Annotated in this window: 24 protein-coding genes and 1 pseudogene; 15 read left to right on the top strand and 10 right to left on the bottom strand. The window is 69.4% G+C overall.

Annotation, left to right across the window (positions count from 1 at the left end; translation table 11 throughout):
* The first annotated feature begins 79 nt into the window (after positions 1 to 79).
* Positions 80 to 1099: a GlxA family transcriptional regulator gene (locus BLT78_RS11215; RefSeq protein WP_090349055.1), complete on the top strand. Its 1020-nt coding sequence runs from the start codon at positions 80 to 82 to the stop codon at positions 1097 to 1099.
* A 9-nt stretch (positions 1100 to 1108) separates the two neighbouring features.
* Here BLT78_RS11215 and BLT78_RS11210 read toward each other — a convergent pair whose 3' ends face one another.
* The 5 genes from BLT78_RS11210 to BLT78_RS11190 form a co-directional block, all read right to left on the bottom strand.
* A complete protein-coding gene (locus tag BLT78_RS11210) occupies positions 1109 to 2245 on the bottom strand; it encodes a VIT1/CCC1 transporter family protein (protein WP_090349054.1) in 1137 nt (378 codons plus the stop codon).
* 178 nt (positions 2246 to 2423) lie between these two features.
* Positions 2424 to 4964 carry a penicillin acylase family protein gene (locus BLT78_RS11205; RefSeq protein ID WP_090349053.1) on the bottom strand — a complete coding sequence of 847 codons (2541 nt, stop codon included), beginning with the start codon at positions 4962 to 4964 and terminating at the stop codon, positions 2424 to 2426.
* A gap of 127 nt (positions 4965 to 5091) precedes the next feature.
* Positions 5092 to 5559, bottom strand: coding sequence for a DUF2489 domain-containing protein (locus BLT78_RS11200; protein ID WP_090349052.1), 468 nt, complete (start codon positions 5557 to 5559; stop codon positions 5092 to 5094).
* A gap of 7 nt (positions 5560 to 5566) precedes the next feature.
* Positions 5567 to 5764: an SEC-C metal-binding domain-containing protein gene (locus BLT78_RS11195; RefSeq protein WP_090349051.1), complete on the bottom strand. Its 198-nt coding sequence runs from the start codon at positions 5762 to 5764 to the stop codon at positions 5567 to 5569.
* A gap of 3 nt (positions 5765 to 5767) precedes the next feature.
* The gene (locus BLT78_RS11190) at positions 5768 to 6265 is read right to left on the bottom strand and encodes an LEA type 2 family protein (RefSeq protein WP_090349050.1); all 498 of its coding nucleotides are present in this window, start codon (positions 6263 to 6265) and stop codon (positions 5768 to 5770) included.
* A gap of 165 nt (positions 6266 to 6430) precedes the next feature.
* On the opposite strand from BLT78_RS11190, the gene BLT78_RS11185 reads away from it, so the two are divergent.
* Positions 6431 to 6964, top strand: coding sequence for a hypothetical protein (locus tag BLT78_RS11185; protein ID WP_090352262.1), 534 nt, complete (start codon positions 6431 to 6433; stop codon positions 6962 to 6964).
* Positions 6965 to 6991: 27 nt separating this feature from the next.
* Here the strand turns inward: BLT78_RS11185 and BLT78_RS11180 are convergent, their stop codons facing one another.
* On the bottom strand, positions 6992 to 7462 hold the full coding sequence (locus tag BLT78_RS11180; protein ID WP_090349049.1) for a YchJ family protein: 471 nt from the start codon (positions 7460 to 7462) through the stop codon (positions 6992 to 6994).
* Positions 7463 to 7601: 139 nt separating this feature from the next.
* Here BLT78_RS11180 and BLT78_RS11175 point away from each other — a divergent pair, with 139 nt between their 5' ends.
* From BLT78_RS11175 to BLT78_RS11150, 6 genes and pseudogenes are all read left to right on the top strand, one after another.
* Positions 7602 to 8327, top strand: a complete 726-nt coding sequence (locus BLT78_RS11175; RefSeq protein ID WP_090349048.1) for an OmpA family protein — start codon at positions 7602 to 7604, stop codon at positions 8325 to 8327.
* A gap of 120 nt (positions 8328 to 8447) precedes the next feature.
* A complete protein-coding gene (locus BLT78_RS21870) occupies positions 8448 to 8858 on the top strand; it encodes a DUF1145 domain-containing protein (RefSeq protein ID WP_331715123.1) in 411 nt (136 codons plus the stop codon).
* An 89-nt stretch (positions 8859 to 8947) separates the two neighbouring features.
* A complete protein-coding gene (gene dinG, locus BLT78_RS11165) occupies positions 8948 to 11092 on the top strand; it encodes an ATP-dependent DNA helicase DinG (RefSeq protein WP_090349046.1) in 2145 nt (714 codons plus the stop codon).
* A 104-nt stretch (positions 11093 to 11196) separates the two neighbouring features.
* Positions 11197 to 12342, top strand: coding sequence for a serine hydrolase domain-containing protein (locus BLT78_RS11160; protein ID WP_090349045.1), 1146 nt, complete (start codon positions 11197 to 11199; stop codon positions 12340 to 12342).
* A 92-nt stretch (positions 12343 to 12434) separates the two neighbouring features.
* On the top strand, positions 12435 to 12692 hold the full coding sequence (locus BLT78_RS11155; protein ID WP_090349044.1) for a type II toxin-antitoxin system Phd/YefM family antitoxin: 258 nt from the start codon (positions 12435 to 12437) through the stop codon (positions 12690 to 12692).
* Positions 12693 to 12698: 6 nt separating this feature from the next.
* Positions 12699 to 12964, top strand: a pseudogene (locus BLT78_RS11150) (Txe/YoeB family addiction module toxin).
* A gap of 113 nt (positions 12965 to 13077) precedes the next feature.
* Here BLT78_RS11150 and BLT78_RS11145 read toward each other — a convergent pair.
* Complete coding sequence (locus tag BLT78_RS11145; RefSeq protein WP_090349043.1) at positions 13078 to 13320, bottom strand: hypothetical protein; 243 nt, start codon at positions 13318 to 13320, stop codon at positions 13078 to 13080.
* A gap of 220 nt (positions 13321 to 13540) precedes the next feature.
* On the opposite strand from BLT78_RS11145, the gene BLT78_RS11140 reads away from it, so the two are divergent.
* Genes BLT78_RS11140 through BLT78_RS11125 form a run of 4 tightly spaced genes read left to right on the top strand, consistent with a single transcriptional unit; the run spans position 13541 to position 15769 of the window.
* Positions 13541 to 14425 carry a hypothetical protein gene (locus BLT78_RS11140; RefSeq protein WP_090349042.1) on the top strand — a complete coding sequence of 295 codons (885 nt, stop codon included), beginning with the start codon at positions 13541 to 13543 and terminating at the stop codon, positions 14423 to 14425.
* Positions 14425 to 14955, top strand: a complete 531-nt coding sequence (locus BLT78_RS11135; RefSeq protein ID WP_090349041.1) for a GTP-binding protein — start codon at positions 14425 to 14427, stop codon at positions 14953 to 14955. The genes BLT78_RS11140 and BLT78_RS11135 overlap by 1 nt, the downstream gene beginning before the upstream one ends.
* Positions 14952 to 15401, top strand: a complete 450-nt coding sequence (locus BLT78_RS11130) for a roadblock/LC7 domain-containing protein (protein ID WP_090349040.1) — start codon at positions 14952 to 14954, stop codon at positions 15399 to 15401. The genes BLT78_RS11135 and BLT78_RS11130 overlap by 4 nt, the downstream gene beginning before the upstream one ends.
* A gap of 8 nt (positions 15402 to 15409) precedes the next feature.
* On the top strand, positions 15410 to 15769 hold the full coding sequence (locus BLT78_RS11125; RefSeq protein ID WP_090349039.1) for a hypothetical protein: 360 nt from the start codon (positions 15410 to 15412) through the stop codon (positions 15767 to 15769).
* Positions 15770 to 15822: 53 nt separating this feature from the next.
* On the opposite strand, the gene BLT78_RS11120 is transcribed toward BLT78_RS11125, so the two are convergent.
* A complete protein-coding gene (locus BLT78_RS11120) occupies positions 15823 to 16839 on the bottom strand; it encodes a patatin-like phospholipase family protein (protein WP_090349038.1) in 1017 nt (338 codons plus the stop codon).
* A gap of 85 nt (positions 16840 to 16924) precedes the next feature.
* On the bottom strand, positions 16925 to 17269 hold the full coding sequence (locus tag BLT78_RS11115) for a zinc ribbon domain-containing protein YjdM (RefSeq protein ID WP_090349037.1): 345 nt from the start codon (positions 17267 to 17269) through the stop codon (positions 16925 to 16927).
* Between the two features lie 234 nt (positions 17270 to 17503).
* Between BLT78_RS11115 and BLT78_RS11110 the strand changes: the two genes are divergently transcribed.
* The gene (locus BLT78_RS11110) at positions 17504 to 18193 is read left to right on the top strand and encodes a DUF2076 domain-containing protein (RefSeq protein ID WP_090349036.1); all 690 of its coding nucleotides are present in this window, start codon (positions 17504 to 17506) and stop codon (positions 18191 to 18193) included.
* Between the two features lie 201 nt (positions 18194 to 18394).
* Positions 18395 to 18943, top strand: a complete 549-nt coding sequence (locus BLT78_RS11105) for a hypothetical protein (RefSeq protein WP_090349035.1) — start codon at positions 18395 to 18397, stop codon at positions 18941 to 18943.
* A 21-nt stretch (positions 18944 to 18964) separates the two neighbouring features.
* Here BLT78_RS11105 and BLT78_RS11100 read toward each other — a convergent pair whose 3' ends face one another.
* Positions 18965 to 19234, bottom strand: coding sequence for a DUF3144 domain-containing protein (locus tag BLT78_RS11100; protein WP_231975617.1), 270 nt, complete (start codon positions 19232 to 19234; stop codon positions 18965 to 18967).
* A 202-nt stretch (positions 19235 to 19436) separates the two neighbouring features.
* On the opposite strand from BLT78_RS11100, the gene BLT78_RS11095 reads away from it, so the two are divergent.
* Positions 19437 to 19757, top strand: coding sequence for a carboxymuconolactone decarboxylase family protein (locus tag BLT78_RS11095; RefSeq protein ID WP_090349034.1), 321 nt, complete (start codon positions 19437 to 19439; stop codon positions 19755 to 19757).
* The last annotated feature ends 63 nt before the right edge of the window (positions 19758 to 19820 follow it).

Here is a 19820-nt window from a genome sequence, read left to right as displayed (position 1 = left end):
TTAGGGCTTGACGGGACGGCCAATAAGCGGGATTCAGGTCGAAAACGGTTCGTTCTTGCCACTTTCGCGAGGTGCGTCCATGTCGGCAGCGCAGCCGCTCGAGGTACTCATCGTCGCCCTGCCGGAAACCGCCGGCTCCGCGCTGTACGGCATGGTCGACGTGCTGGCGTCCGCCGGCAGCCTGTGGCAGGAGCTGACCGGCGCGGCGCCGGCCACGCCGCGCTTTCGCGTGCGCATCCTGGCGCCCGGGCGCGAGCCCTTCACCTGCGGCAACGGCATCCCGGTGTGCCCGGCGCTGGCGCTGGACGAGCGGCCGGAGGCGGACATCGTGATCGTCCCGGAGATCTGGCTGGGGCCGCAGGAGTCGCTGGCCGGGCGTTATCCGGGTCTGATGGACTGGCTGCGCGAGCGCTTCCAGGCCGGCGCCTGCCTGTACTCGGCGTGCTCCGGCTCGATCCTGCTGGCCGAGAGCGGCCTGCTCGACGGCTGCGCGGCCACCTCGCACTGGGGCTACCAGGAACTGTTCCGCCGCCAGTACCCGCGCGTGCAGTTCCAGGCCGAGCCCAACCTGGCCTTCGCCGATCCGGCCGGGCGCATCGTCACCGCCGGCGGCAGTACCTCCTGGCACGACCTGGCCCTGCACATCATCGCCCGTCACGCCGGGCCGGCCGAGGCGCTGCGCATCGCCAAGGTCTACCTGCTCAAGTGGCACGCCGAGGGCCAGCTGCCGTTCGCCGCGCTGGTGCGGCGCAGCCCGCACGCCGACGGCCGGGTGCGTGCCTGCGAGGACTGGCTGGAAGCGCACTACGCCGCCGCCGACGCGCTGGCGCAGGCGGTGGCTCACGCCGGCATTCCCGAGCGCAGCCTCAAGCGGCGCTTCAAGGCGGCCACCGGGGTGGCGCCGATCGAGCGCCTGCAGGACATCCGCATCGAACAGGCCAAGCGCCTGCTGGAGGAGGGCGAGCTGGCGGTGGAGGCGATCAGCCTGGCGGTCGGCTACGAGGATGCCTCGTTCTTCCGCCGCCTGTTCCGCCGCCGCACCGGTCTCGGTCCCAGCCAGTACCGGCGCATGTTCCAGCCACTCGGGCAACTGCGCTGAGCCGCGAACTCAAGCGGTCAGGCCGATGCCCAGCCAGTGCCCGAGCCCATAGGTGATCGCCGCCGCACCGAGGCCGAAGGCCACCTGGCGCAGGCCGGAGGCGAGCAGGCCGCGGCCGGTGAACAGGGTGACCAGGGCGCCGATCAGGAACAGCCCGGCGGTGCTGAACAGCGCGCAGGCGAGCACCGCGGCCTGGCCGTCGAGCAGCAGGAACGGCAGCACCGGGATCAGCGCGCCGAGGCTGAACACCACGAAGGAGGTGAGCGCCGCCAGCCACGCCGAGCCGCCGAGATCGTTGGGGTCGATGCCCAGCTCCTCGCGCACCAGGGTATCCAGCGCATGCTCCTTGTCGGCCATGATGCTCTCGGCCATGCTGCGCGCCCGCGCCTCGTCCAGGCCCTTGGCGCGGTAGATCAGCACCAGCTCCTCGACCTCCTCGTCGGGCACCGCTTCCAGTTCGTCGCGTTCGGTGGCGATCTGCTGCTCGTACAGCTCGCGGGCGTTCTGCACCGACAGCCATTCGCCGAGGGCCATCGAACAGGCGCCGGCGAGCAGGCCGGCCAGGCCGGTGAGCAGCAGGGTGTCGGCGGAAAAGGCGGCGCCGGCCATGCCCATCACCAGGCTGAAGTTGGACACCAGGCCGTCGTTGGCACCGAGCACCGCGGCGCGCAGGGCGTTGCCGCCGCCGGCGCCGTGGCGACCCTCCAGGCTGGCGAACAGGCGGCCGTTCCAGGTGTTGCGCCGGCCGCGCGCCAGCTCGCCGAGCAGGCGCGCGTGCGAACGTTCCTGGCCGGGCATGCCGGTATTGCAGGCTTCCGGTTGTTCGTCGTACTGGCAGCGGTCGATCTGTTCCAGCGAGGCGGCGGCGCCGACCACCCAGTCCGGGCCGAGCAGGCGGGCGATGCGGATCAGCAGGCGGGTGCGCCAGGCGGGGCGCAGCTCGGGCGGGCTGACGCCGAGCTGGCGGAACTGCTGCTGCCAGAAGCGGATATGGCGCTCCTCGATGCCCGCCAGGCGCCGGTACAGCTCGCCCAGCTCGGGACGGCTCTCGCACTCGGCGAGGGCGCGGTAGAGCGCGGCACTATCGGTCTCGCCCTGCAGGTTGTGGCGGTAGCGGTCGAGGCAGGACTGGCGCTCGCTGGGCATGCGCTGACCTCCGGCGCGGATGGAACACTCCTACAGCCTAGCCGCGCTGCGCACCCTGCGGCGCCGGGAGGGTTACGACGCTTGCGCCGTGCGCCCCACGGGCTTCGGCCGTTAGGTTCTCGGGTGCGCAGGGCGCCCTACGGGTGGTTGCCGCAGGGTGCGCCATGCGCCCCAGTGTTCAGCGCCCCGGCGTCAGCAGCAGGCGCTTGCCGCCGTAGGCGCGGTTGAGGTTGTGGCTCTGCAGCGGCAGGGGCGTGTAGCGTCCCTTGAGCCAGGCGTCGATGCCGTCGGCGTAGTGCGGGCTGGCCGGATTGCCGGACTGGCCGGAGCTGTTGACCGCCTGAAGCGGCTCCTCCTGGCCGAAGTCGACCACCATGCGCATGGACGGTACCAGCCAGGTGTCGAAGTCCTTGCCCCACAGCCAGGCGGAGACGTTGAGGGTGCTGTGGTCGCCGCCGGCCGGGTAGGGGCCGCGGTCCAGGTAGTCCTTGATGGTCGCCAGGCTGGTCCGCTGGCTGGCGCCCATGTACGGGGCCATGCGGGTGGCGTCGCTGTTCCACTGGTAACGGTGCAGCTTGCCCCATTGCCAGGCGCTGCGACTGCTGCCCAGTTCGCTCTCCAGACGGGTCACCGAGCCGGCCAGGCTGCGGGCGAGAATCGCTGGCTTGTCCTCGGCCTGGGGGGTGCGCACGTCGTCCCAGAACGGACTGTCCTGGCGGCCGAGCAGGTGGTCGGCCTGCGCCGAGTAGCTCAGCTTGGCGATCTCCACCAGACCCTGCCAGGCCGGGCTGTCTTCCGGGCCGAGCTCGTCGAGGAAGGTCTGCCGCGCGCTCTCCTGGAGGAACATGGAGTACAGAGCGGCATCCGCCGACTGTGCGCTCAGGCGGCCGTCGAAGGCCAGCAGGCGCTCGAGGGCCTCGCGCGCCTTGTCGCGTTCGCCGGCCGGCAGGGCGTCGATGGCCTGGCGCAGCGGCTGGGCCATGCCCGGATCCTGGAACATCGCCTTGAGCTTGGCGGCGAACGGCGTCTGCTGGTCGTACTGCATGGCGATCATGCTGCGCGCGTCGTGGCGGTTGCCGGCGCCGGCCAGCTCGGCGATGCGCTCGGCGCGCTCCGGGTAGTACCAGGAGTTGGACAGCTGCACGCCATAGCCGCCCGGCACGGTGCGCTGGTTGGCGGTGCCCAGCCAGCCCTGTGGCGGATCCTGGTCGTAGGGGTGCAGCATGGGGTCGGCGTAGCCGTCCCAGCCGTACTGGCTGTCCCAGCCGGGTGAGGGCAGCAGGCCGCGGCCGCCCTTGCGGTTGGGGTAGCGGCCGGTGACCTGCCAGGCGATGTGCCCGGCGTCGGCGTAGAGCAGGTTGAAGCCGAGGGCGCGGATGTTGCGCACCGGCTCGTGGGCTTCCTCGACCGACTGCGCGCGCGACAGGTCGAAGAAGGCGTCCAGGGTCTGGTCGCCCTCGAACAGGCCGCTCTTCAGCGCCAGGCCGTAGCCGCTGGTCAGGGCGATCGGCTGGCGCGGGTCCTTGCGCTCGCCGAGCACGCTGTTGAGCAGCGGGCCATTGCGGGTCTCGTAGATGGTCTCGCGCAGCGGGCGCTGGCCCTTGATGAAGAAGGTCTCCTGACGCTCGCGCAGCGGCTGCCAGCGACCATCGGCAAGGTATTCCAAGCGATTGCCCTGGCGGCGCACCTGCTCGAGGAACAGGTCCTGGGTATCGCCCATGACCATGGTCATGCCCCAGGCCAGCTTGCCGTTGAAGCCGGCGACCACCGCCGGGATGCCGGCCACCGAGACCCCGGCGGCCTGGTAGCGGGGCGCGCGGATGTGCACGAAGCTCCACAGCGAGGGCTGGGCCAGCGGCAGGTGCGGGTCGTTGGCCAGCAGGGTCTTGCCGCTGCGGCTGCGTTGCGGGGCGATCGCCCAGTTGTTGGAGGCGGCGATGCCGTGCAGTCCGAGGCTGGCCAGCTGGTCGCTGGCGCCAGCCAGCGCGGCGAGGCCCGGCAGCTGTCCGCCGAGGCGGAGGCCCTTGAGCTTGTCGGCCTCGTCGAACGGCAGCGGTTCGTCCGGGTAGGTCGGCAGCAGCCAGGCCAGCTTGTCGGCGCCGACCTTCTGCGCCAGGCCCAGGCTGGCGATCTCCTCCTGCAGGTTGACCGACAGGGCGAAGTTGAGCAGGCAGAACAGCAGCGCCGAGTCTTCGGGCTTCCAGTACTCCGGGCGGTAGCCGGAGGCGGCCAGATCCATCGGCAGGTTGTCGCGGTGGCGGAACAGCCAGGCGTTGACGCCCCGGGCGTACACCTCGAAGAACTGGCGCATGCGCGGCGAGGCGTTCTTCCAGGCGATGTCGGCGCTCTGTCGCAGGTTGACCGCGCGCATGAAGCGGTCGATCTCCAGTACGCCGGGACCGGTCATCTCCGCCAGGCGGCCCTGGGCCATCAGGCGCAGGCCGACCATCTGGCTGATGCGATCGCTGGCGTGCACGTAGCCCATGGCGAACAGCGCGTCATGGAAGGTGCGGCTCTCGATCAGCGGCATGCCCATCGCGTTGCGCCGCACCGACACCGGTTCGGCCAGGCCCTTGAGCGGCTGCACCCCGGAGGCCGGCGGCAGGCTGCCCTGGTAGCGGCTGTCCAGCCAGGTCTGGCAGCCGCTCAGGCTGACCAGCGAAGTCAGGGCGGCGGCGCCTGCCAGCAGGGCGAGGGGACGATACGAACGCGACGACATGGCGGAGCTCCGGTGACGGGCAGGCAGGACCAGTTCAGCACGGCGACGCGGGCCATGCCGGAAAAAGGCGCTACGTTAGGGGGCGCGCCCGCGCCTGACAAGAGCTGACGGGCGCGGGGCGGGGCGCTCAGCCGGCCTTGGCCAGTGGCTGCTGCAGTCCCTCGTCGAGCAGCCAGCGGGCGCCCTTGCGGGCGGCGGCCTTGTGCTGCAGCTCCAGCTCGCTGAAGTGGCGCTCGTGCGCACGTCGCTCGGCGCTGGAAAGCTGCTTCCAGGCCGCATGGGTGGGGATGCCGGAGGTGGCGTCGAACAACTGGTGGAACACCCGGCAGTGCTCGTCGCTGCTGAGGGCGATGTCGTAGTTGTCGAGCAGTACCTTGATGCGGATGGCGCCCTCGATCAGCGGCAACTGCTCGTCGAGCAGGCTGCCGGCGAGGATGCGCAGGTCGCCGTGGAGACGCTGCTGGCGCTCGCTTTCGGCGGCGGCATAGGCCTTCTGCTGGGCCCACACGCGGCGCCACAGGTGCAGGGCGTAGCCGCCCAGCACCAGCACCACGAGCAGGCCGGCCAGCAACAGCCCGATGGACAGGGCACTCATGAGTGGCTCAGGCGCCGTGGCACTTCTTGTACTTCTTGTTGCTGCCGCACGGGCAGGGATCGTTGCGGCCGATGTCCTTCAGCGGGTTGCGCACCGGCTCGTGGTGGCCGTGGTTGCAGTGCGGGCCGTGGACGTGGGGCTCGTGGTGGTCATGATCATGGTCGTGGTTGCAGTCGGGGCCATGAACGTGGGCTTGCTGATTCATCAATCACTCCGGAATGTATTCGCCGGGAACAATCTGGCCGTTGCGCTTGAGCTTGATGCGGCGGCCGAACATCAGCCCGGTCTTCACCTCGCCTTCCAGGCGGTACTGGATCGGCTTGTCGGGCTTCTCCAACAGTTTGACGATGTATTTCATGTGTCGCCAGAGGTTGGTGTTGACCGGTACGGTGAATTCCTCGCGGCCATTGGCCGGAACGGTGAACCAGGTGGCGGATTCGCCGCTTGCCAGCTTCACATCGTTGAGGAATACGGTGTAATCGAGGCCGCGCACAGGCAGACTGACGTCGTTGGGGTTGTCGACGCGAAAGCGCAGCTTGAACTCCTGCTCGAGCAGGCGCGCGCGGATCACCTCGACCTTGACCAGTTGCACGTCGGGATCCTGGAAACCTCCGCCCAGCCAGGTGGCGCAGCCGCTCAGGCTGGAACCGGCCAGGAGGAGCATGAGAAGGCTGAGAATTCTTGTTGTGTGTGCCGGGAATGACATGCCATGACTCCGCTGGATGGCCCGAGTGTAACAAGCGACGAACGGTCTGCAATGGGTTGTTGCGGTAATGTTGCAGTAAAAAAACCAGCGCCATAGTGCGCAGGAAAAAGGACAGGAGTGTGACGGTTGAGCAATCTTCTTGAAGTGGCCTTCGCCGGCGAACTGATGCCGGGCGCCGAGGTGGCGCAGGTCAAGGCCAATCTGGCGCGGCTGTTTCAGGCCGATCCGCAGCGCATCGCCGCGCTGTTCTCCGGCCGGCGCATCGTGATCAAGAGCAACCTGGACGCCGAGAGCGCGGAAAAGTACCGCCTGACCCTCGAGCGTGCCGGCGCCCGGGTGGAGGTCTGTCCGGTCGGCCAGCTCCAGACGGCCCCGGCGCCGGCTGCCGTTGCCACTCCTGCCCCGGATGCGGCGGTCCGGCCGGCTGTCGCGGCGCCGGCGAGTCCCGCGGGGGAGTTTCCCGCGCTCAGGGTGGCGCCGCGCGATGAGTACATGGCGGCCTTCCGCGACGTCAGCGCGCCGGATTTCGGCCTGGCGCCGGTCGGCGTCGACCTGCAGGACGCCAGTCCCGCCGCGTCCGCCCCGGCAGTGGATCTGAGCCAGTTCAGCGTGGCTCCGCTGGGCAGCGACATGGGCCAGGCCAAGGCCGCACCGGCGGGGCCGCCGCCGGACACCTCGCACCTCAGGCTGCTGGACTGACGGTCCGCCGCTGCGCGGCGCCGGCGCTCAGAGCAGTGCCGCGCAGCACTTCTTGAATTTCTGCCCGCTTCCGCACGGACAGGGGTCGTTGCGCCCGGCCTTGAGCGTCACGGTCGGGTCGATGAAGTACCAGCGCCCGTTCAACCGGACGAAATCCGAGCATTCGCGGTGGGCGTGTTCGCCGCCCGCATCCTGCCAGCGCGCCACGAAGGTCACCTGCGCGCGTTCCGGCGTGCCGCCCTGCGGCCGGTGCTCCTCCACCGTCAGCCCCAGCCACTGGCTCTGCGCACTCCACGCCGCCATCGCCGCGCGATCCAGTCCTGCCTGCTGGGCGGGCAGGGTGGTGGCCAGCAGATAGTCGATCAGGCCGAGCACGTAGGCGCTGTAGCGCGAGCGCATCAGCGCCTCGGCGGTTTCCGGTACGGCGCCGGCGTGGTAGCGACCGCAGCATTCGGCCAGGGCGAGGGTGCTTCCGCAGGGGCATGAGGAAAGGGTCATGGTGGGGCGGGCCTGTCAAAAATAAGGCGGCTAGCCTAGCCGCAACGGCGCGCCCGACGCCAGCTGGCGGAGATGTGACGCCCCGTCTTTACTTGCTGCTAATCGGTATTTCAAGGCCGATACAAAGGAGAAAGGCAAGATGGGAAACTCATTCTCGAAAGCAGCGTTACCCCTTCTTCTGGTCAGTAGTTTTCTGGCTGGTTGTGCGTCCACCAGCAGTACCGGTGATGCTCCGCTCAACCAGAAGAATTGGCCTTGGTGCAGTCTGATCGGCGGTTTGGTCGGTGGTGGCGTCGGCGCCACGGAAAGCTCCACGGCGGCCGCGGGCGGCGCTGCGGCCGGCGCCGTCATCGGCGGCCTGCTGTGCTATGCGCAGGATGGCGACGAGGACGGCGACGGGGTGTTCGACCGGCGCGACCGCTGCCAGGGCACCCCGGCCGGCACGCCGGTGCAGCACAACGGTTGCCCGATCAAGCAGTACGCCGAACCGGCGCCCGCTCCCGAGCCGCCCAAGGACGAGGTCATCGTGCTCAGCGACCTGGGCGAGGTGCTGTTCGCCTTCGACTCCGCCAAGCTGACCCCCGCCGCCATGGACACCCTCGACACCGTGGTCGACAAGCTCAAGGGCGCCGACGTGGTGGCGATCAAGGTCGACGGTCACACCGACAGCACCGGTACCGACGCCTACAACCAGGGCCTGTCCCAGCGCCGCGCTGCCAGCGTGGTCGACTACCTGATCAGCAAGGGCGTGCCGGCCGACAAGCTGTCCTCCGAAGGCTTCGGCGAGAGCAAGCCGGTGGCGGACAACGGCACTAGGGAAGGCCGCGCGCAGAACCGCCGGGTAGAGATCTACGTCGATCGCTGAGCGTGAGCGACCTCGCGCCGAGGGGCCAGGCGGCCCCTCGGCGCATTCGACACGTCGGCCCGCCCTTGGCAGCCCCGTTGCCTGCCGCTATGGTGCGCGCTGATTTATCGCGGACACCCGATGACGATGAAACTGCTGACGACCCTCGGCCGCCTGCTGGCGCTGCCGTTCTGGCTGGCCGTGCTGGCCAACCTGATCGCGCCCTTCGCCGCGCCTTTCGCGTTGCTGCTCAACCTGGCCGGCGCCGCCGTGTTCGGTTTGCACCTGCTGCAGCTCGGCCTGTGTCATGGTCGCCTCAAGGCCAGCGCCAGCCCGACCCGTGACCGACTGCTCCTGCTGCTGTTCGGCGCCTTCTACCTGGATGCCTTGCCCGCGCCCGCGGTGCCGGACGAGCGGCTGGAGCAGGCGACCCGTGAGCCGGACGCCAGCAACGAGACAGAGGTCGTCGCGGATGCCGCGGAGGCTGTCGGGGGCGTCCCGGTCGACGTCGTGGAGAGTGCGCAGAGCCGCACGGAAACCACCGCAGCCTGAGCCGTTCGGACATCCGCTCTGCGTCGGCACGGCGGACGCGCTATCATGGCCGCCGTCCCGATCACTGAACGTATATCCAGCGCGCCCCCATGCTCAGCACCGAACTCAAGTCCCAGATCCAGGGGGCCTATTCGCGTTTCCTCGAAGCCAAGACGCTCAAGCCGCGCTACGGCCAGCGCCTGATGATCGCCGAAGTGGCCAAGGGCCTCGGCGCCATTCCGGTCGACGACGAGGGCAAGCGTCTCGGCGAACCCGCCGTGGTGGCGGTCGAGGCGGGCACCGGTACCGGCAAGACGGTGGCCTACACCCTGGCCGCGATCCCGGCCGCCAAGGCCGCCGGCAAGCGCCTGGTGATCGCCACCGCCACCGTCGCCCTGCAGGAGCAGATCGTCTTCAAGGATCTGCCCGATCTCGCGCGCAACAGCGGGCTCAGCTTCAGCTTCGCCCTGGCCAAGGGGCGCGGCCGCTACCTGTGCCTGTCCAAGCTCGACCTGCTGCTGCAGGAGGGCGCGGCCCAGGGCGCCACCGCCCAGCTGTTCGAGGAGGAGGGCTTTCGCATCGACGTCGACGAGGACAGCCAGAAGCTGTTCAACAAGATGATCGAGCGCCTGGCCGGCGGGCGCTGGGACGGCGACCGCGACGCCTGGCCCGAGGCCATCGAGGACGCGCAGTGGGCGCGGCTGACCACCGACCACACCCAGTGCACCGGCCGCCACTGCCCGAACTTCCAGCAGTGCGCTTTCTACAAGGCGCGCGAGGGCATGACCAAGGTCGACGTCATCGTCACCAACCACGACCTGGTGCTGGCCGACCTGGCCCTCGGCGGCGGCGCCATCCTGCCGGCGCCGAGCGAGACCCTCTACGTGTTCGACGAGGGCCACCACCTGCCGGACAAGGCCATCGGCCACTTCGCCCACTTCACCCGGCTGCGTTCCACCGCCGACTGGCTGGAGCAGATCGCCAAGAACCTCACCCGCCTGCTGGCGCAGAACCCGCTGCCCGGCGAGTTCGGCCGCCTGATCGAGGGTGTGCCGGAGCTGGCGCGCGAGATCCGCACCCAGCAGCAGTTCGTCTACAGCGCCTGCGAGGAGCTCGGCGAGTTCCGCCCAGGCGAGGACATGGAAGGCCGCGACCGCCCGCGCCACCGCTTCGTCGGCGGCGTGGTGCCCGAGCACCTGCGCGAGATGGGCATCGAGCTGAAGAAGGGCTTCAACCGCCTGACCGACGTGTTCACCCGTCTGGCCGACATGCTCAAGGAGGCGATGGACGGCGACGGCGCCGCCGGGGTGACCAGCTACCAGGCCGAGGAGTGGTATCCGCTGTTCGGCAGCCTGCTGGCGCGGGCGCAGAGCAACTGGGAGCTGTGGGGCGCCTTCACTGCCGAGGACCCCGAGGACAGCCCGCCGATGGCGCGCTGGCTGACCTTGGCCGAGAGCGGCAGCTATCACGACATCGAGGTCAACGCCAGCCCGATCCTCGCCGCCGAGACCCTGCGCCGCAACCTGTGGAACGTCGCCTACGGCGCCCTGGTGACGTCGGCCACCCTCACCGCGCTGGGCAGCTTCGACCGCTACCGCATGCGCTCGGGCCTGCCGAAGAATGCCGCCACCGCCGTGGTACCCAGCCCGTTCCGCTACGCCGAGGCCGGCCTGCTGCACGTGCCCGACCTCAAGGCCGACCCGCGCGACGCCGCCGCGCACACCGCGGCGATCATCCGCGAGCTGCCGGCCATGCTCGAGGGCGAGCGCGGCAGCCTGGTGCTGTTCTCCTCGCGCAAGCAGATGCAGGATGTGTTCGACGGTCTCGAGCGCGACTGGCGCAAGCGGGTGCTGATCCAGGGCAACCTGTCCAAGCAGGAGACGCTGAACAAGCACAAGGCACGGGTCGACGACGGCGAGCCCAGCGTGCTGTTCGGCCTCGCCAGTTTCGCCGAGGGCGTCGACCTGCCTGGCGCCTACTGCGAGCACGTGGTGATCGCCAAGATCCCCTTCGCCGTGCCGGACGATCCGGTCGAGGCGGCGCTGTCCGAATGGATCGAGGCGCGCGGCGGCAATCCGTTCATGGAGATCGCCGTGCCCGACGCCTCGCTGCGCCTGATCCAGGCCTGCGGCCGCCTGCTGCGCACCGAGCAGGACAGCGGCACGGTGAGCCTGCTGGATCGCCGGGTGGTCACCCAGCGCTACGGCAAGGCCATCCTCAACACCCTGCCGCCGTTCCGCCGGCAGATCGACTGAGCTCATCTCGCTGGTGCGCGCAGCGCACCCTACGGCGGTGGTAGGGTGCGCCATGCGCACCAGCCTCGCCCACTCGCGGCCGTCAATCCGGACAGGAGCCCCTCATGCACATCCACGGCTATTTCGACCTGCAGTTCGAGGCGGTGAAGGACGCCTTCGCCGAGCTGTTCAACGACCCGCAGGAGCGCGGCGCCGCGCTGTGCGTGCAGGTCGGCGGCGAGGCCGTGCTCGACCTGTGGGCCGGCATGGCCGACAAGGACGGCCAGGAGCCCTGGCACAGCGACACCATCCTCAACCTGTACTCCTGCACCAAGGCCTTCACCGCTGCCGCCGCCCTGCAACTGGTCGGCGAGGGCAAGCTGGAGCTGGATGCGCCGGTCGCCCGCCTGTGGCCCGAGTTCGCCGCCGCCGGCAAGCAGCACATCACCCTGCGCCAACTGCTCAGCCACCGCGCCGGCTTGCCGGCGATCCGCCGACCGCTGCCGCCGGAAGCGTTGTACGACTGGGACACCATGACCGCCGCGCTGGCCGCCGAGGAGCCGTGGTGGACGCCGGGCGACGGCCACGGCTACGCACCGATCACCTACGGCTGGCTGATCGGCGAACTGATCCGCCGCGCCTGCGGGCGCAATCCCGGCGAGGTGATCGTCGAGCGCACCGCCAAGCCGCTGGGCCTGGACTTCCACATCGGCCTGGCCGACAGCGAGTTCCACCGCGTCGCCCACATCGCCCGCGGCAAGGGCAACCTCGGCGACGCCGCCGCCCAGCGCGTGCTCAACGCCATGCTGCGCGAGCCGCAGGCGATGACCACTCGCGCCTTCACCAACCCGCCGTCGATCATGACCAGTACCAACAAGCCCGAGTGGCGGCGCATGGCGCAGCCGGCGGCCAACGGTCACGGCAACGCGCGCAGCCTGGCCGGCTTCTATGCCGGATTGCTGGATGGCAGCCTGCTCGACAGCGCCCTGCTCGCCGAGATGACCCGCGAGCACAGCCAGGGCGACGACCGCACGCTGCTGACCGAGACCCGACTGGGCCTCGGCCTGATGCTGGAGCAGCCGAACGTGGCCAACGCCACCTACGGTCTCGGCCGCCACGCCTTCGGTCACCCCGGCGCCGGTGGCTCGATCGGCTTCGCCGATCCCGAACGGGAACTGGCCTTCGGCTTCGTCACCAACACCCTGGGGCCGTACGTGCTGATGGACCCGCGGGTGCAGCGGCTGGCGCGGGTGGTGGGGGGGTGTTTGTAACCGGTTGTCGTGTAGTCGTGCAGCACGCAGCCGAGTAGGTTGCTTGGTGTGTACGTATTTCTGTACCTCTTCCTTCTCGTGAGGCGACAGTCATGCAGACCATCAACTACACCGCTGCCCGCCAGCATCCGGCGGAAACCATGGACCGCGTGAACAGCGACCGCACTCCCATCCTGGTCACCCGGCAGAAGGGCGGGCCAGTGGTGATGATGTCCCTGGCCGACTGCAACGCGCTCGAGGAGACCGCCTATCTGCTGCGCTCGCCCGCCAACGCCGAGCGCCTGATCAAGTCGATCAACAACCTGCGTGCCGGCAAGGTCCGGGCGCAGCAACTGATCGACGAGGAGTGATCGGGCCTGAACGTCCTCTTCACGCCAGAGGCGTGGGACGATTACCAGTGTTCCAGCAGAACGACAAGGCTGGCCCCAAGCGCATCAGCCTGTTGATCCGTTACGCCCAGCGCAACCCGTTCAGCGGTATCGGCAAGCCCGAGCCGCTCAGGCACAACCTCAGCGGCTTCTGGTCGCGATGTATTAGCGAGGCCGATCTACTACGCCGACGATGGCCACCTGCGCGCGTCGCGCCCCACGCGGGCGCGCGGATTGAAACTCTCCGGGCCTGAAAAAGCCCGCACGGGGCGGTCTGTCGCGTCCCACACGAGCACGCGGCAGCTCGGGGTGAGGAGTCCCCCGAACTATCGGAGAGGGCGGCGCGTGGAGCTTCCGAAAATGTGCCTCAGCGCTTGCCCATCGAGCGGCGCGTGCCGCGCGGCGGGGTGTGCGGGCGTTTGTCGTGGTTGCTCTTGTTGTTGCGCTGGTGCCAGGGCTGTCCGTCGCCTTGCTTCGGCGCGTAGGTCGCCGGCGCGAACGGATTGAAGGTGAAGGTGCTGCCCGTAGCGGCTTCGCTGGTGGTGGTGGCCTGTTGCGGCTCCTGCGATTCGGTGCGGTCGGTCTCGGGGGTGTTGGGGATCGAGGTCATGGCAGATCCGGCAGTGGTGTGTGGCGTTGCGGCGTGATGCCTGGTTGCAAGGGGCACAGTATACCGGGCTGTCGGCCCGAATCGCGGGGGAATGCGTCCGGTGGCTCGGCTGTACGCAAAACCTGTGCAATACCTGTATTTGTTTTTTGTGTTTGTATAATTTTATAGAAAAACATAATATCCCCGCACCACAGCAGGAAACACCGGGGCATTCGTCGCCATGCGACTCGCATCGATAGGCTTCAACCATCACGAGCAGGGCCTTCTGGCTCGTCAGCTGAAGGTGCTGGTCGGGCGTACCGCGGCGCCCTGGCTGTATGTGGGCGAAGCGTACGAAGCGGATCTGATCATCGTGCGCGATGCGGCACGCGCCGCCGTGGGGCAGGGGCTGCTGGCGCATGCCGGCAACGGTGCGCGGCGCGCGGGAGACCTCGGCCTCGACTGGCCGCTGCGCATGTTCGCCCTGCTCGAGCTGCTGCTCGAGGCGGAGCAGCGTCTGGGCGTGGGCCGCCGCAGCGCCATCGGCGTGGCGGAACAGCTGGCGGTGCTGCGTCAGGAGGGTTGGCTCGAGCTGGCCGGCCAGTGCATCCACCTGCTGCCGGACGAGGACCGCCTGGCGGCCACGGTGAACGACCTCGATCATCTGCTCGACCTGCTGCACGGCGCGCCCATCGCGGTCGAGGCGGCGCTGAAGCCCGGTGCGCCGACGGCGTCGCTGTCGTTCGACACCTCGCTGAGTGGCGTGATCTGGGCCCTGGCGCTGCGCAGCGGGGCCTGCCGCGAGCGCGACTGGGACGCTCGGCGCCTGCTGTTCCGCATCGCCGCCTGGCCGCACTTCGGCGAGTGGCAGGTGTCGCCGCCGCTGCTGCGCCTGGCCGCGCTGTACGCCCGCCAACCGGCGAGCATCGCCAGCGGTTGCGAGCTGGCGGCAGTGGACGAGGGCACGGTCAGGGGCTTCCTGTTCGCCTGCGAGCTGTGCCGGCTCGGCCTGAGCGTACATCAGGCCGAGGCGCCGCCCGTGCCGCAGGCTCCGCCGGCCGCCACCGGCAACCTCCTGCAGCGCCTGCGCGAGCGTCTGGGAATCACCTTCGCAAGGAAACGCTAATGCCGGCCAAGATCCTCTTCATCGGCCCGATGGGCGCGGGCAAGACCACCGCCATCGCCGCGGTCAGCGACGTCGCGCCCGTCGCCACCGACGTGCTGAACACCGACACCGCGCAGTGCGACAAGCCGACCACCACGGTGGCCATGGACTACGGCGAGATCCAGCTCGACGACGATATGGTCGTCCTGTACGGCATCCCTGGCCAGGACCGCTTCGACTTCATGTGGTCGATCCTCGCCGAGGGCGCGCTGGGCGCCGTGCTGCTGCTCGATCACCAGCGTCCGCAGGCCTGCCGCGATCTGCTCGACTATCTGGACGCCTTTCCGCAGCTGGGCGGGCGCGGCGCCCTGGTGGTGGCGGTCGGCCGCGCCGGCGCCGCGCCCGCAGCGGCCTTGCGTCCCTATCGCGAGGCCCTGGCCGCGCGCGGCCTGGCCCTGCCGCTGTTCGCCGCCGATGTGCGGCGCAAGGACGACGTGCTGCTGCTGATCGAAACCCTGATTGCCAACGCCGAGGTCAATGCCTGGTCATGAACACGAGCATCCCCGCCAATCCGTCCGCATCCCAGCCGTCGCAGCTCAAGCAGCTGTGCCAGCAGCAGCTGGTCGAGCTGGCCACCACCACCCGTGGGGTACGGGTGGCCATCGTCGCCTCCAGCGACGGCTTCCCGCTCGCCAGCCTCAACCTCGAGGCCAAGGACAGCCGGCGCATCACCGCCATGGGCGCAGCGCTCGGCGCGCTGAGCCAGCGCATCGTCCAGGAGCTGGTGCTGGCCGGCCTGGAAGGCACGGTGATCGAGGCGGCCGAGGGGCTGGTGCTGTGCCGTCAGATCGCCAACCCCATCACGCCGATGGTGCTGCTGGTGGTGACCGGCGAGGAGGCCAACTACGGCTATGCCCAGTGGGCGGTCAAGCATGCCGCGCGGCGGCTGAGCGAATCCCTGAACGAGCTGGGCGAGCGCCCGGCCGGCAACCTGTGAGTGAAGCAATGACAGCTATCAAAGAAAGCCTGGATCAACTGATGAGCGTCGACGGCGCGCTGGCCGCCGCGGTGGTCGACTACGGCAGCGGCATGCTGCTCGGTGCGGCCGGCGGCGGCATCGATCTGGAACTGGCCGCCGGTGGCAACACCGAGGTGATGCGCAGCAAGCTCAAGACCATGCAGATGCTCGGTCTCGACGACACCATCGACGACATCCTCATCACCCTGGGCAAGCAGTACCACCTGATCCGCCCGCTGGCCAGGGCACAGGACCTGTTCGCCTACTACGTGCTGGACAAGTCCCGGGCCAACCTCGCCCTGTCGCGCCGCAAGCTGGCCGAAGTCGGCGACGCCCTGGAAGTCTGACCCCCAGCGCCCCGCCCGGTCTGCGGCGGGGCCGTTCTCGCCGTCACCTGGTCTCAGAACAGCTGCTGGATATCCACCGACGAGCCGCGGCCCACGGCGGGATAGTGTTCGGCCAGCCAGGCGCGGGCATGGGCGCGGCCCTGGCCGCGGAGCATTTGCAGGAACGGCAGGCAGGTGGTCAGGCGGGATTCCGCGGCGAGTCCGCTCAGCAGTTCGCCGGCGTCGATCAGGTGGAACCTGGCCTGGCGCAGGCGACGCTCCAGGCGGCCCAGCGGCAGCAGCGAGTTGCCGGCGTAGCGGCGGGCGTGGACCAGACCGTGCATCTCGCGCAGGAAGGTGGACTTGAACGCCAGCTCCAGCGAGCGGCGGCGGATATCCTGCGGCCGGCTTGGCGAGGCGCCGTGGCTGGCGGTGCTGAGCAGGACCAGCAGGATGTCGCGGCAGGTGCACTGGTAGAGCAGCGGGAACACCGCCGGGTTGGCCGCGTAGGCGCCGTCCCAGTAGGGCTCGCCGGCGATCTCCACGGCATGGTGCAGGGTCGGCAGGCAGGCCGAGGCGAGCACGCTGTCGGCACTCAGCTCATGATTACGGAACAGACGCAGGCGACCGCTGTTGGCGTGGGTGGCGGCGATGAACAGCTCGAGCGGGCAAGCCGCGCGCAGACGCTCGAAGTCGATCTGCGTGCTGACGATCTCGCGCAGTGGGTTGATGTCCAGCGGATTGAACTGCTGCGGCGACAGCTGCTGCATCCAGTACAGCATCATCTGCGCGCCGGGCGGCAGGCTGCCGCTCGCGGGATCGGCACCGGCGCTGATCAGCGGCGCACTGCCGGCCACCGCCTGCCAGAAGCTCGCCAGCGCCTCTCGGGCGCCGTCGCGGCCGTTCTGCAGCAGGCCGTGGGCCAGCACCACGGCATTCATCGCCCCGGCGCTGGTGCCGCTGACCCCCTCGAAGTCGAGGCGGCCATCCTCCAGCAGGGCATCCAGCACGCCCCAGGTGAAGGCGCCGTGCGCCCCGCCACCCTGCAGGGCGAGGTTGATAGGGCGGGCAGTGCGCGAGCGAAAGAGCATGGCGTGACCCCGGGTCTGTAGCCGATTGCCGAACGGCAAAGCAAAACCCATTCCGGTGTCACGCCGATGTCAGCCCCGGGGGGGATCAGACTTTCTTGACGAACTCGGACTTCAGCTTCATCGCACCGATGCCGTCGATCTTGCAGTCGATGTCGTGGTCGCCGTCGCACAGACGGATGCCCTTGACCTTGGTGCCGACCTTGACCACCAGCGAGGAGCCCTTGACCTTGAGGTCCTTGATCACGCTGACGGTGTCGCCGTCGGCGAGGACGTTGCCCACCGAGTCGCGGATCACCTTCTCGCCTTCCGCCGGCGCTTCGGCGGCGGCGTCGGCCGACCACTCGTGGGCGCACTCCGGGCAGACCAGCAGCGCGCCGTCCTCGTAGGTGTATTCGGAACCGCATTTGGGACAGGGCGGCAGGGTGCTCATGGCGAAACCTCATGTTCGAAAAATACTAAAGAGCCTGAATTATATAAGGTTTTGGAAGGTTCTTGGTCGACGGCTGACCAAAGGCGGGCGGGCGCGATGTCGCAGGCCGCCTGCAGAGAAGCGCTCTGCCACGCGGCACGGCCGCGCAAAGTTTTGCAAAAGCTCGGTTTTGACATCGCCCGGGCGGGTTCCGAAGATGCGCTTCATCTTGCGGCAACCACAGAAGAGACAAGCATGCACGCTGAAGAGAAGAACCTGATCGATGGCCTGTTTTCCCGCCTGCGCGACGTGGAGGGGCAATCCGCTCCGCGCGAGGCTCAGGCCGAGGCGCTGATCAACGAGCACGTCGCCCGCCAGCCGGCAGCCCCGTACTACATGGCCCAGGCGATCATCGTGCAGGAAAACGCCATCCAGCAGCTGGACGCGCGCGTCAAGGAGCTGGAAGCGCAGATCGACACCCTCAGGCGCGCCCAGAGCGCACCGCAGCAGAGCAGCGGCGGCTTCCTCGCCGGGCTGTTCGGCGGCGGTCGCAGCCAGCCGCAGCAGCCGGCCAGCGTCCCGGTCGCCCAGCAGCCGGCGCGCTCGGGCTGGCAGGAGCCGGCATTCGGCAACCGCAACGGCTTCGGCCAGCAGCCGGGCTTCGGGCAGCAGGCCGGCTTCGGCCAGCGCGGCATGCCGGCGCAGGGCGGCGGCTTCCTCTCCGGCGCCCTGCAGACCGCGGCCGGCGTGGCCGGCGGCATGGTGCTGGGCAACCTGCTGATGGACATGTTCCAGGGCGACGAGGCCGCGCAGGAGGTCGCCGCCCAGGCGCCCGAGCAGGCGGAGCAGCCCCAGGTGGCCGAGCAGGCTCCGGTCGAGGAGGAGGCCGACGGCGGCCTGTTCGGCGACTTCTTCGGCGGCGGTGACGACGAGGACTTCGTCTGATCCAGCCGGCCTGAGGTTTCCCGCGCCCTGCGCGGGAAACCCGGCAATCCCCTCCCGCGCTACCGCGCACCTTGCGCGCCCATCTCGCCAGCCGCTGCAGGAACATCTGCAAAAGTGGTAAAACGTGCCGTCCGCTGCCCGGTGTGCCCCGTGGCGCAGCGGCATGGCGGCCGCAGCGGGGCGAACGCGTGAGGAATGCCCATGAACAAATCGATGCTGTCGGTGCTGGCCCTCCTGGCACTGCTCGGCGGTTGCGCCTCGTCCGGCTATGCGCCGGTAGAGCGTCCCGCCACCCTGCAGGTGGCCTTCGCCGATCCGCAGTGGGATGGCCGCACGGTCCCCGCCGCACAGCGTTGCCGCTGGGCCGGCGGCAACGGATCGACGCCGCTGCTGCGCGTCAGCGGCATCCCGGCAGGCGCCAATGCACTGCTCGTCGAGTTCAGCGACCGCAGCTATTTCCTGATGGATCACGGCGGCCACGGCAAGCTCGGCCTCTGGCTGACGCCGGGGCAGTCGAGCGTGACCGTCCCCTCGGTTGCCGGTGAAAGTCTCGACCTGCCGGCCGGCATGTTCGTCGAGCGGAAGCATCAGGGCTGGCTGCGAGGCGATGGCGGCGCCTATCTGCCGCCCTGCTCTGGCGGTCGCGGGCATAGCTACTACGCCACGGTGAAGGCGGTGTACAAGGCCAGCGCCGCCGGCGAGCAGTCGCGTCTGCTCGGCGAGCGGACCATCGAGATGGGCCGCTACTGAGCCCGGCCCGGCCGCGCCTTGTCAGCTTTGCGACATCTCGAGGTGCTGGTCGAGGTTTTCCGTCACCATCTTCTCGAACTGCTCGGTGTACCAGATGCGCGCCTTGTCCTTGTCGGCCGCCAGGTCGGCCGAGCGACAGGCTACCTCGTGGGCACTGAAGCGGGCGGCGGCATAGCGGATCGCCGCGCTGATCTTGCCGAGATCCTTGCGCTCTTCTTCGAGCAGGCGGTTGGCTACGGCGATGAATTCGTCGGCCATGTCGAAAATGGCCATGTCTACGCTCTGGGTCATGCTGGTCTGCTCCTGCGGGCTGGGCGAGAGTGGAGGGGCGCGCTGGGCGCCGCTGCCTGGGCCGGCACGCGCGAACTTGCGGTGCGGCGTCGACAGGTGGCCAGCAGGGATCGTGCCAGTGCGAGTCGCTCGGCATTCTGGCGGGAGTGCTGCTTCGGGGCGACACTGTAAGGGTCGCGGTCGGCCAGCTGAGGAGTCCGTCATGCCCCGCAAGCCCGCACAGGACACCTACGCGCGCATCCAACAACGCTACCCGGACTACTTCGCCGCCGTGGATGCGCTCGGCAGCGCGGCGCGCCATGCCGGGCCGCTGGACGAGCGCACGCTCCACCTCATCCAGCTCGGCGCCGCCGCGGCGATGCGCGCCGAAGGGGCGGTGCACAGTCATGTACGGCGGGCGCGGCAGGCGGGTGCCAGTCCCGCGGAGATCCACCATGCGCTGCTGGCGCTGACCAGCACCCTCGGCTTTCCCGCGGTGGCCGCGGCGCTGAGCTGGGCGGACGACATTCTCGGCCAGGAATAGGGCTGCCGGAAACGACGAGGCCGCGGCGACGGCGGGCGTCGACGCGGCCTCGGCAGGGCGGGG

Origin of the sequence: Pseudomonas oryzae (assembly GCF_900104805.1) — a bacterium.
GTDB classification, from domain to species: domain Bacteria; phylum Pseudomonadota; class Gammaproteobacteria; order Pseudomonadales; family Pseudomonadaceae; genus Geopseudomonas; species Geopseudomonas oryzae.
This window is presented reverse-complemented; position numbering and strand designations above follow the sequence as displayed.

What these genes read in the sequence shown, in the direction of transcription:
- BLT78_RS11095 (WP_090349034.1), top strand. Translation starts at nt 19,437, where the DNA reads ATGCCCCGCAAGCCCGCACAGGACACCTACGCGCGCATCCAACAACGC.
- BLT78_RS11175 (WP_090349048.1), top strand. Translation starts at nt 7,602, where the DNA reads ATGGGAAACTCATTCTCGAAAGCAGCGTTACCCCTTCTTCTGGTCAGT.
- BLT78_RS11120 (WP_090349038.1), bottom strand. Translation starts at nt 16,839, where the DNA reads ATGCTCTTTCGCTCGCGCACTGCCCGCCCTATCAACCTCGCCCTGCAG.
- BLT78_RS11135 (WP_090349041.1), top strand. Translation starts at nt 14,425, where the DNA reads ATGCCGGCCAAGATCCTCTTCATCGGCCCGATGGGCGCGGGCAAGACC.
- BLT78_RS11125 (WP_090349039.1), top strand. Translation starts at nt 15,410, where the DNA reads ATGACAGCTATCAAAGAAAGCCTGGATCAACTGATGAGCGTCGACGGC.
- BLT78_RS11200 (WP_090349052.1), bottom strand. Translation starts at nt 5,559, where the DNA reads ATGAGTGCCCTGTCCATCGGGCTGTTGCTGGCCGGCCTGCTCGTGGTG.
- BLT78_RS11140 (WP_090349042.1), top strand. Translation starts at nt 13,541, where the DNA reads ATGCGACTCGCATCGATAGGCTTCAACCATCACGAGCAGGGCCTTCTG.
- BLT78_RS11190 (WP_090349050.1), bottom strand. Translation starts at nt 6,265, where the DNA reads ATGTCATTCCCGGCACACACAACAAGAATTCTCAGCCTTCTCATGCTC.
- dinG (WP_090349046.1), top strand. Translation starts at nt 8,948, where the DNA reads ATGCTCAGCACCGAACTCAAGTCCCAGATCCAGGGGGCCTATTCGCGT.
- BLT78_RS11210 (WP_090349054.1), bottom strand. Translation starts at nt 2,245, where the DNA reads ATGCCCAGCGAGCGCCAGTCCTGCCTCGACCGCTACCGCCACAACCTG.
- BLT78_RS11145 (WP_090349043.1), bottom strand. Translation starts at nt 13,320, where the DNA reads ATGACCTCGATCCCCAACACCCCCGAGACCGACCGCACCGAATCGCAG.
- BLT78_RS11185 (WP_090352262.1), top strand. Translation starts at nt 6,431, where the DNA reads ATGCCGGGCGCCGAGGTGGCGCAGGTCAAGGCCAATCTGGCGCGGCTG.
- BLT78_RS11180 (WP_090349049.1), bottom strand. Translation starts at nt 7,462, where the DNA reads ATGACCCTTTCCTCATGCCCCTGCGGAAGCACCCTCGCCCTGGCCGAA.
- BLT78_RS11100 (WP_231975617.1), bottom strand. Translation starts at nt 19,234, where the DNA reads ATGACCCAGAGCGTAGACATGGCCATTTTCGACATGGCCGACGAATTC.
- BLT78_RS11130 (WP_090349040.1), top strand. Translation starts at nt 14,952, where the DNA reads ATGAACACGAGCATCCCCGCCAATCCGTCCGCATCCCAGCCGTCGCAG.
- BLT78_RS11195 (WP_090349051.1), bottom strand. Translation starts at nt 5,764, where the DNA reads ATGAATCAGCAAGCCCACGTTCATGGCCCCGACTGCAACCACGACCAT.
- BLT78_RS21870 (WP_331715123.1), top strand. Translation starts at nt 8,448, where the DNA reads ATGACGATGAAACTGCTGACGACCCTCGGCCGCCTGCTGGCGCTGCCG.
- BLT78_RS11115 (WP_090349037.1), bottom strand. Translation starts at nt 17,269, where the DNA reads ATGAGCACCCTGCCGCCCTGTCCCAAATGCGGTTCCGAATACACCTAC.
- BLT78_RS11155 (WP_090349044.1), top strand. Translation starts at nt 12,435, where the DNA reads ATGCAGACCATCAACTACACCGCTGCCCGCCAGCATCCGGCGGAAACC.
- BLT78_RS11215 (WP_090349055.1), top strand. Translation starts at nt 80, where the DNA reads ATGTCGGCAGCGCAGCCGCTCGAGGTACTCATCGTCGCCCTGCCGGAA.
- BLT78_RS11105 (WP_090349035.1), top strand. Translation starts at nt 18,395, where the DNA reads ATGAACAAATCGATGCTGTCGGTGCTGGCCCTCCTGGCACTGCTCGGC.
- BLT78_RS11160 (WP_090349045.1), top strand. Translation starts at nt 11,197, where the DNA reads ATGCACATCCACGGCTATTTCGACCTGCAGTTCGAGGCGGTGAAGGAC.
- BLT78_RS11110 (WP_090349036.1), top strand. Translation starts at nt 17,504, where the DNA reads ATGCACGCTGAAGAGAAGAACCTGATCGATGGCCTGTTTTCCCGCCTG.
- BLT78_RS11205 (WP_090349053.1), bottom strand. Translation starts at nt 4,964, where the DNA reads ATGTCGTCGCGTTCGTATCGTCCCCTCGCCCTGCTGGCAGGCGCCGCC.